6 protein-coding genes and 1 riboswitch are annotated in these 10,403 nt (G+C 53.5%); of the genes, 2 read left to right on the forward strand and 4 right to left on the reverse strand.

Annotation, left to right across the window (positions count from 1 at the left end; genetic code table 11):
• From RT340_RS18730 to RT340_RS18745, 4 genes are all read right to left on the reverse strand, one after another.
• Positions 1-588: SDR family NAD(P)-dependent oxidoreductase (locus RT340_RS18730; RefSeq protein WP_313377469.1), on the reverse strand; the 588-nt coding region annotated here is incomplete at its 3' end.
• Between the two features lie 26 nt (positions 589-614).
• A complete protein-coding gene (locus RT340_RS18735) occupies positions 615-2,066 on the reverse strand; it encodes an acyl-CoA reductase (RefSeq protein ID WP_313377470.1) in 1,452 nt (483 codons plus the stop codon).
• Entirely contained in the window at positions 2,063-3,145 is a 1,083-nt protein-coding gene (locus RT340_RS18740; protein ID WP_058960749.1) for an AMP-binding protein, read from the reverse strand. Before RT340_RS18740 ends, RT340_RS18735 begins: the two co-directional genes overlap by 4 nt.
• Before the next feature lie 98 nt (positions 3,146-3,243).
• A riboswitch (TPP riboswitch) is annotated at positions 3,244-3,372 on the reverse strand.
• Positions 3,373-4,750: 1,378 nt separating this feature from the next.
• On the reverse strand, positions 4,751-7,438 hold the full coding sequence (locus tag RT340_RS18745; protein WP_313377471.1) for a cation-transporting P-type ATPase: 2,688 nt from the start codon (positions 7,436-7,438) through the stop codon (positions 4,751-4,753).
• Positions 7,439-8,202: 764 nt separating this feature from the next.
• Here RT340_RS18745 and RT340_RS18750 point away from each other — a divergent pair.
• Both RT340_RS18750 and RT340_RS18755 read left to right on the forward strand, forming a co-directional pair.
• On the forward strand, positions 8,203-9,288 hold the full coding sequence (locus RT340_RS18750; protein ID WP_313377472.1) for an efflux RND transporter periplasmic adaptor subunit: 1,086 nt from the start codon (positions 8,203-8,205) through the stop codon (positions 9,286-9,288).
• A partial coding sequence (locus RT340_RS18755; protein WP_313377473.1) for an efflux RND transporter permease subunit occupies positions 9,288-10,403 on the forward strand: 1,116 nt, incomplete at its 3' end. The genes RT340_RS18750 and RT340_RS18755, both read left to right, overlap by 1 nt.

The following is a 10,403-nucleotide window of genomic DNA, read 5'->3' on the forward strand; positions in this document are numbered from 1 at the left end:
GGGATAGACCAGACCCGGCGCGACGCAGTTCACGCGAATCCCCAGCGGCCCCAGTTCGGCGGCGAGTGAACGGCTAAAACCTATTAATGCGGATTTCGCGGTGACGTAATCGTGGTAAGGAACAGACGGACGGGCCACCAGGTCGCTGGAAAGATTGATAATGCTGCCGCGTGTGCGTGAGCGCATCAGCGGCAACGCGGCCTGGCAGACGTTGTAGGCCGCGCCGACGGCACCGTCAAACTGGCTTTGGTAGCCCTGCCATGAGGTTTCCCAAAAGCGCTGTCGATTATCGTTATCGAAAACATAGGGTGCGAAAGCATTGTTCACCACCGCATCCAGACGACCCGTGGTGTTAGCGATCTGCTCCATCATCACCGCTACCTGCTCTGCTGAGGTGACATCGGCTCGAATGGCGATGGCCGAACCGCCCAGTGCTTCACAGCTTTTTACCACTTCCATCGCTGCAGCTTCACTGCGCAGGTAGTTCACCACCACCAGCGCGCCCTCAGCGGCGAAAGCCTGCGTGATAGCTGCACCAATACCCCGGCTCGCCCCCGTCACCAGAATCGTTTGATCAGCAAATTTCATCTCTTACCTCCTGTAAAAACGTGGATTCAATCCGCATAGGGCGCGAAGCGCTCAGCGGCAGTTTCAGCAGATGCCTCTATTTCCGTAAAAGTGACCAGATCCAGCAGGCTAAAGCGGCCATCGTGATGCCATCCGGCGGCAGGCGATGTCATGCTGCCAAAGGCAGTAATACGGCTGATACCGGCTTGCCCTAGCCGCGCGGCGAGAACAAACAGCTCGCGCGGAGTGGCCGCCACCGCCGCCGTTTGCAGATAAATTTTCTGCTGCGAAATCAATGCAATCGCATCATCAATTTCATCAACTGCCACCACTTTAAGCGTGCGTCCGAGTGCCGACGGCATCAGAGCTTCGGGGCCATCTACTACCACCACCGACCAGCTGTCCGTCGACTCGCCGAACAGGATGCGATCCTCCTGCAACGCGCGAATCTCTTCACGGCTGCGCCAGGCTGCCACGCTGTTCACTTCAGCCGAAGAGAGCGCGCGACGTGGGTATTTGCGCGCCAGCGCACGCAGTTCATGGGCGATGTACTCCGCGAATTCCTGCGGCGTAATGCGTCCGGCGCGTTCAACGAACAGCATTTGCGGTGAGTAACAGCCCGCCTGGTCATAGCGTATGACATCATAGGCCACGCGCTGCGCCAGATCGACGCCCTGCCTTGTATCCAGTGCCGAACGCCCCACCAGCCCCACGCTGATTTTATGGCCGTGCGGCAGAAAACGCGTGGTCACAGGCAGTTGCTGTTTGATTGCAGCCAGCGCGGCATTACCACCGTAAGCCATCACCACGTCAGGCTGGGTTAACCAGTGTTTTTCTGCTTCGGCTTCGCCGCCTTTCCACCACACTACCGCCAGGCATTCGCCAAGTTGGGGATCGATCTCAGCCAGCAGTTGTGCGAACCAGCCCGCCATCAGCGGTTCAGCACCGGGCAATTTGCCCACGCTGCCCGCTTTTACCAGTAATCCACAAATCAGACTCCACAGCGGTAGACCTGGCACATTTCCTGCCCAGATATGCATGAGCAGATCTGGGCCAAATGCCCGTGCGAAGCCGCCATTAGGTCGCGGCTGAAAATCATCCAACAGCTGTGGATCGTTAAAGTCCTCGGCTAAAAAGCGCTTGAGCTGCGGCTGTCGAAAAGTTTTGAGGTATCCGGTAAGCCCAAGGCGAATCATCTCAGCGTCATAACCGGTGACAATCGGCAGCAGCATTTCGGCCTTGCGGCGCAGTGGATGGTTTCGATCCAGCAAACGCACAATGGCCTCATCAATAATTGCGACGATCTTCGCCACGCTCAGCGTTTTGAGATAAGCGCGAGCGTGATCGCGCAGATGTGCGCTGAGAAGTGTAATTTGTGCCGGATTCAGGTCAGGCACGTCGACATCCAGGTGCTGGCCGTGATGGCTAAAACTCAGCGTGCGCCACTGCACCCCTTCAGGTGATAAACATCCCGGTAGATAACCCGCGACCTCTTTCACACTGCACCCTGCGCAGCAGCCAGGAACTCTTCCATCGACAGCGAACAGCCCTTCGCATCCGCTCCGGTGACCCGGCCCAGCAGATGGAAGCCGCCCGCCACTGCCCGGCCAGCATCCTCGGTCAGTAAGGCAGAAACTGAATTGAAGTGGGCCAGATCATGGTGCACCAGCACGCCCATCTCACCTTCCGGCACCTCTTCGCCCGTCAGCGGATTGACCACGCGGGTGCGGATCCAGTGCGGGCCGGATTTCACCGAGGGACAGGCAACGTTGCCATCGTCATAAAACTGGCTGCTCAGTTCGGTCATGCCGTACATGTTGATGCAGTGCGTGCGCGGCACGCCCAACGACGCACTGAGTTCGGCGTAAAACTGCTCGGCCTCAATCTCACGGGATTGTCCCTTAAATCCACCGGTATCCAAAATTCGGCTGCCAGCGGGTAATGCAAAATGTCGCCCCTGGCGCTGCAGTTCGTCGAGCAGATGGACAAAGCTGTAGCTCGCGCCCAGCAGCGCATAAGGTTCGCCCTGCGCTTCAGCCTGCTCCAACGCAGCAAACAGGCGATCCATCGCGATACCGCGGTCATCCAGCAGCACTTCGCTCTCGGCGGTGCCAAATTTTTCCACCGCTAACGTCAGGTAATGGGCCAGCGAAGAGTTGGGCAGCGCCCGATTATCAGGGAACAAAATGCCCATGCGAATCCGCTCTTCGCCCGCCATAAAGCGCTGGCGGAAATTCTGCATCATTGAGCATTTCCAGACATCGAGTGTCGGATGATAGCTGCGACCTTTCACCGTGCCGGTGGTACCGCTGGTCATAAACATCGCTTCGACGTCATCGGTGGCATGGCAGCTCAGCGTCAGATCCTTAAACGCAGTAATGGGAATCGCCGGGATGGCGCGCCAGTTTTTCACCGTAAAGGGTGTGCGGCCGCGTTGCATGGCGAAGCGGCGATAAGGGGTATTGTGTTCGAATTGATAAGCGAAGATGGCGAGCGCCAGGCGGTTAAAATCGTCGTCGGTTGTGTCCTGACGCTGAAGAAAGGTCAGCAAAGCGTCGATCAAAGCAGCTTCAGTCATATGCGGGTCCACCCGTTGCGATTGCGCGAAATTTCTCAGGCCGGGCCTGATGAGTAGAGTCTGTCCGCTACAAGCACAAAGATGGGATCAGGACGCAGTGTCGTCCTGTGTTCCGCTCCCTACGCCGGTATTAGCCGGATCAGGTTCGTAGGGTCACCACGTTGCCAACGCGAAAACGCTGGCGGGTAGAATCTCAGCCCGCTAACCGGGCACCCCCTGGAACAGGTCGCAGTCAATCAAATGCCGCTCAATAAAACCTCAATCAACTCACTGATTTTATTAAGCTTACTTTAAATCTACTGCAGACGGTCGTTAAAGGTTAAACCATTTGCTGTTTTAACACACTGATCTTTTTATCTGACCAGATGCACGACGAGCGTTTCAGCTTCGCGGTGATTCATTGATTAATGTGAATAGTCCTGCTGAATGAGTGAGCTGTGAGTTTTTATCATCAGATACTTCTGACCTCAGCATTAATGTAGGAAAAAATGTCATGAGAATGCCATAACTCTACCATTAACAAGTTATTAACCAGGATATTTGATGTACTTTGGCTTTAATGCCCGTTTTATTTGTTCGAGTCCCTCTTCAATAAATCTCACAGGATTTTTTTGTGATACGTAATATTCAGATTTTATCCCAACCATTATCAGATAATGACCAGGCGACATCGGCAATACACATCAATTCATTTCATCAAATAAACCAAAAATACTATTGATTTCTCGCCAGTTAGACCGGAGACTGTTTGTGAAGCACTTAAGGGAATTTAAAATGAAGACTTCCGCTAAAGTTGGAGCACTCAGTGCCCTGGGGATTATTTTGTCTGCGTCGGGTTATGAGGTATATTTGCGGAGCGTAGAGAACCAAAAAAGATGAAATAGCCTGTGTGACCGTTCACAGTCGTGATGCGGTTATTGCCGTAGAAAAAGATCTCCTCAATAAATCCGATACCGAGATGTTTGGGAAAAATAGAATCACCCTGGGCTCTCTTCTGGTCCACAATGAAGGCGTAGCAAAAAAATGGTACACGTATTATCGTTCCGTTTACTTTGGCGAGCCATCGTGGGCAAACTGAGTTTCAGGCCGTAGTGAGATGTTCAAATTTACAAGATATTGAATACGATAAACTTTAATGAGTCCATTGACTCACGCAGCAAACGGATAAAAACCATGTATAAGGCAACGAAATATTACGTCTGCGATCACGCCCGCAGGGGCTTGCTGTTGCATACCGCAGGATGTGAACAATTACCCGGTATCGATTCACGGGCGTTTATTGGCAGTATGTATAACCACAGCCAGGCATTAACCGTCGCCGCAGCGCAATATACGAATGTTCATTACTGCCCGTGCTGTATCACTGTGAATAAGACTACCGAGCCAGAAAAATCCAAGGCAGCTATGCCAGCACTGTGCAGGGCGACAAAACCAAAGAGAAAGAAACCGGTGAAGATTGTCGAACCCGTGCGACACTTTCCTCTCTGACTTGATGACAGCAAATGTCCTGCAACGTTTAAATCCCATCTTTTGGCTCGAAATCTACATGTATCGTCTTAAACACCGCCCGCCTCGCTGACACCAGCGTGACGGGCGGCAGCAGACTCAAGCCGTTCTGAATCGCCGGGTAAGTGGTTTCTCGACTTCAACAATTAGGAACATCACGAAACCGATGATGAAGGTAATGACCCAATAACGGAATGGCAGTCCAGTGGTACCGAATAGCAGCTGCATAAATGGCGCATAGATGATCAGCAGTTGCAGCACCAGCAGCACCGCGCTAACGATCCAAATACCTTTGTTCATCAGCAGCCCTTTACTCAGAGAGAAGCCGTCCGACACACGGCAATTGAGCATATAGAACCACTGCGCGGTAACCAGCGTCTGTAACAGCACGGTGCGGATAAACTCAGGGGAATAGCCACGCGGCTGCAGCCAGGCTTCCAGCACAAACGCACTTATCGCAATCATTGAACCAACAAACACCACGCGCCAGATGGCGAATCCATCCATCACATGCAATTTGGGATCGCGCGGCGGTCGGCGCATGATGTTTTTTTCACCCTCTTCAAATGCCAGACCAAACGACAGCGTGGCCGACGTCGCCATGTTCATCCACAGAATCAGTACCGGCGTGAGCGGAATGAGATTCCCTGCCAGCAGCGCGATGATGATCAACAATCCCTGCGCGAGGTTGGTGGGCATAATAAACAAGATGGTTTTTTTCAGATTGTCATAAACCCGGCGCCCTTCCCTTACTGCGCTGGCAATGGTGGCGAAGTTGTCATCCGTGAGCACCATATCGGCGGCTTCCTTGGTCACTTCGGTGCCTTTAATACCCATCGCGATACCGACATCGGCGCGCTTCAGGGCGGGCGCATCGTTCACGCCGTCCCCGGTCATACCGACCACCTCTTGCTTACTCTGCAACGCCTGAACCAGACGGAATTTATCCTCCGGACTGGTGCGGGCAAAGATGTCGTAGGCCTGCGCGGCATCACTCAACTGGTGATCGTCCATCACTTCCAGTTCACGCCCGGTGATGGCTGAGCCTGCATTGCCAATCCCCAGCATCTGCCCAATGCTCATCGCGGTTTGCGGGTGGTCTCCGGTGATCATTTTGACGCGTATGCCGGCTTGCAGACAGTCACGAATCGCGGTGATGGCTTCAGGGCGCGGCGGGTCCATCATTCCGGCAATGCCGAGCAGAATCACGCCCTGTTGCAGATCCTGATGGGTGAGTTCAGTTTGTCCCGGTAACGCCGGTTTCCAGGCTGCCGCCACCATGCGCAGCCCTTCGCGCGCATACTCTTCAATCTTGCCTTCCCACCAGCTGATATCGAGCGGTTGCAGGCCGTGCTCGGTTTGCTGCTGCTGACAAAGCCGGAACAGCACATCCGGCGCGCCGGTGATCAGCACGCGCTCTTCGTCACCAATGCGGTACAACGTCGACATGTATTTGTATTGCGAATCAAACGGAATTTTACTGCGTAACTCGGTGGTGACCACCGGCAACTGTCCTTTGGCGGCCAGCACCTTGAGCGCACCTTCTGTCGGGCCCCCGGTGATTTTCCAGAAACCGCTCTCATCCTTAATCAGCTGGCTGTCATTACACAGATCGATGGTACGTAAATATTGCTCCAGCAAGGACCCGCCCGTGACGGTAATCGGTTCGGCGTCATCCGCTTTATGAATGGCACCAACCGGTTCATAGCTGTCACCGTCTACCCGATAGATATGGTCGGCGGTGATCACCGCTTTGACCGTCATCTCATTCATCGTCAACGTGCCGGTTTTATCTGAGCAGATCACCGTCATCGCACCCAGCGTTTCCACCGTCGGCAGCTTGCGAATGATCGCCTGCTGCTTCGCCATGGTCTGCACGCCAAGTGAGAGGATGATGGAGATGATGGCGGGTAAACCTTCGGGCACCGACGCCACCGCCAGACTGATCAATGACAGCATCAGTTCAGAGACCGGCATATCGCGGAACAGCAGGCTGAAGACGAACAGAGCCGCCATCATCGCGAGAATAATCAGGAAGATGGCTTTCCCTAACTTGTCCATTTGCACCAGCAACGGCGTGCGGTGTTTTTCGATATCGGACATCATCTGGTTGATGTGCCCCAGTTCGGTCTCTCCACCTGTAGCCACCACCAGCCCTTTACCGCCACCAGAACTGACCGTTGTTCCCGAAAACAGTAAATTGGTGCGGTCGCCTAACGGAAGTTCGCCCGCAAGCGCATCGGTGGTTTTCTCTACCACCGTGGATTCCCCGGTGAGTATCGCCTCTTCGACGCGAAGATTGTGGGCTTCGATCACGCGCAGGTCGGCAGGAATACGATCCCCGGCGCGGATCACCACCACATCACCCGGCACCAGCGCGGTGGTCGGCAAGGTTTCATGGTTACCGGCGCGGATCACCACCGTTTCACTGGAGAGCATATTGCGTATGCTTTGCAGGGATTTTTCCGCGTTACTCTCCTGGATATGACCAATCAACGCGTTGACCACTGCCACACCGAGAATGACCAGTGTATCGACCCAATGGCCCATCACTGCCGTCAGCAGCGCGGCAGCGAGTAACACGTAAATCAGTACATCGTTAAAATGGGCGAGGAAGCGCAGCCATGCTGGCTTGCCCGGTTTTTGTGGCAGGGCATTTTCACCGTACTGTTGTAAGCGTGCTGTTGCTTCACTACCCGAGATACCTTCGAGTGAACTCTCTGTCTGGCTCAAGGTTTCATCGACAGAAAGCTGATAGTACGACCTTTCCGATTTAGCAGTATTCATCGCTTTCTCCTCAAATCCTGTTTCGGAAATCAAGGCGGTGACATCGCGTTATTAACAGATCCACTTCAAATACAAATACAAAGACAAACATCTACGCACTGCCTGAGGTGAGTCCCGTTTATAACTGAAAGACATGTCATTAATGGCTGCTCAACGAAATTGAGCAGGGAAATAATCTATACGACAAACTTTTGACAAGAGAAATGAACGTTATAAACGTAGCACAGGCTATTCAACTCATTCTGCTTTTATGAGGAAAGTCATCCGTAATCAAAAAACAATTTTTAGCGTAAATTTAAACCAAAGATAAATAAGCCGTTTTTAACGAAAATAAATTAACCCGCCCCTATGTTAATGAAATGGCGAGAAAAGCCACACTTTGTGTTTATGTTGTTAATGTGGTTTAAAGCTCTATTTAAATCAAACAAATTAGATTTAAATTCCATGAGTTGCGATAAAGTTATTGCGTTTATCAAACTTTACATTTTTGGATATCCACAGCTATGCTCATCCTTAACAAATAAACCTTAACCGTCACTCCTATCCGTCCGCAGTGAGATGACTCTATTTCGCCCACTGTTAATGGAGGTAACGATGCCGGACTATAGTCTGCTGCGCCTGAGTCTTTATGTGGTTATCGCTATTGTAACCTGTTCTGCCGTGGGGTTATTTACCTACGCCGTCGTTTCAATGCTCGGCGAATAAGAACCTCGCTAATAATAACGCCAATAATTAATTCAATATTCCTGATTGAGGACAAACTCGTGACGCGTTATTTTCCGCTGATAGCCATTGTTATATTGATAACAACAGGTTGCGATCAAAAAAAAACGGAAGTTGTCCCTTTGCCGCGCATGGTGAAAGTGGTTGAGGTAATGGCTTCCGGTGAGGCTCAGCAACGCATCTTCCCCGCACGCATTGAATCGGCGGATTCCACCGACCTCTCCTTTAAACGAGGTGGACAGATCGACGCCCTGGAAATTCGCCAGGGAAACAATGTGACGCAGGGACAAGTGATCGCCAGACTGGTGGCACGAGAGGCGCAGCAGCGCGTTAACGAACGACAGACCGCCGCCACCCTCGCTCAGCGACAGTTTGCAAGATTCCAGACGCTATCTGGCCGCCAGGCGATCTCACAGGCTGAAATGGACGTGCAGCGCGCGAACCGCGATGCTGCCAACGCGGCCTTGCAAATTGCCCTTGAAGAGTTAAGCCAGATGACCTTAACCGCGCCTTTTAGCGGCACTGCGGCGACGGTCAATGTGCGTAATCATCAGGTGATTGCGGCGGGCCAGACCATCGCCACGTTAACGCGCACCGACCTGCTTGATGTGGTGTTTAACGTGCCGGAAAACCTGTTCACCGCGCTGGATATCCGCAACATGACGTATCGCCCGGTAGTGAGAATTAACACGCTGCCGGATCGCGAATTTCAGGCTGAATACAAAGAGCACACCGGCAGCAGTAGCAGTAACACTCTGACCTGGCAGGTGATCTTAACCATGCCGCGCCCTGCCGATTTTCCGGCCGTGGGCGGTGTCAGTGGTACTGTCACCATCAATCTGGCCAATCTTCCCGCCAACGTTAATCATGCTGCGCTGGTCGTTCCGGTCGAAGCGGTGTTTAACCCCGACAGCCACCAGCGCAATGAGCCTCATGTCTGGGTGGTGCAAGGCAGCGGCGATCAGCTGAAGCTGGAAGATCGTAAGGTCGTCGTCGGCGATGTCACAAACCAGGGCGTGGTGATCACCGGTGGACTGAAAGCCGGTGAACGCGTGGTCGCAGCAGGCGTCAATGAGTTACATGCGCAACAGCCGGTACGCATCTGGACGCGTGAGCGAGGGCTGTAATGGACATCTCCAAACAGTTTATTGATAACCCGATTCGCGTCTGGCTGGCGATTTTGCTATTAGGGCTAGGGGGTATTTTTTCCCTGCTGAATATTGGTCGCCTGGAAGACCCCGCTTTTACCATTAAAACCGCCGTGGTGGTCACACAATACCCTGGCGCATCTGCGCAGCAGGTGGAAGAAGAGGTGACTCTGCCGCTGGAAAATGCCCTGCAGCAGTTGCCCTATCTGGACAGCGTCAGTTCCATCTCCTCCAACGGCCTGTCGCAAATTACGGTGAATATTGCGTCGCGCTATCACTCTAACGAACTGCCACAAATCTGGGATGAGCTGCGGCGGCGCGTCGGTGATGCGTCACGCTTCTTCCCGCCCGGCGTGGCGGCGCCTTTCGTTAACGATGATTTTGGCGACGTGTTCGGCTTTTTCTTCGCCATTTCCGGTGACAACTTCAGCAATCCTGAATTAGTGCAATATGCCGAACAGCTGCGGCGAGAACTGGTGCTGGTGCCCGGCGTGGGCAAGGTGGCGATTGGCGGCGCCATCCCGCAGCAAATTGATGTCGATGTTTCGCTGACAAAAATGGCGGCGCGCGGTATCACTCCGGCACAACTCTCCGCCGCACTCAGCCGTCTGAACGTGGTTTCCAGCGCGGGAGAGATCAAATCAGGCTCCGAATCGATTCGTCTGCACCCCACCGGGGAATTTGAAAATATCGATGAGCTGAGCGATCTGCTTATCAGCCCCGTTGGCGACACTGCCACCACCCGCTTGCGCGACATCGCCACGCTGTCTCGCGGGTTGAGCGAATCCCCTTCCAGCATCTATCACGCCAACGGACGCCCGGCGGTCACCATGGGCGTCTCCTTTATCCCTGGCGTCAACGTGATTGATGTGGGTCGTGCGCTGGAAGCCAAACTGCAGCAGATGTCGGCAGAAAAACCAGCTGGTATCCAAATCAATACGTTTTACGATCAGGCTGCGGAAGTGGCGCACTCCGTCAACGGCTTTATCACCAACTTCCTGATGGCGCTGGCGATTGTGGTGGGTGTACTGCTGATCTTTATGGGCGTACGCAGCGGCATCATTATTGCGCTCTCGCTGGCGCTGAACGTGCTG

Source organism: Pantoea sp. CTOTU50773 (assembly GCF_032082325.1).
Taxonomy (GTDB): domain Bacteria; phylum Pseudomonadota; class Gammaproteobacteria; order Enterobacterales; family Enterobacteriaceae; genus Pantoea; species Pantoea communis.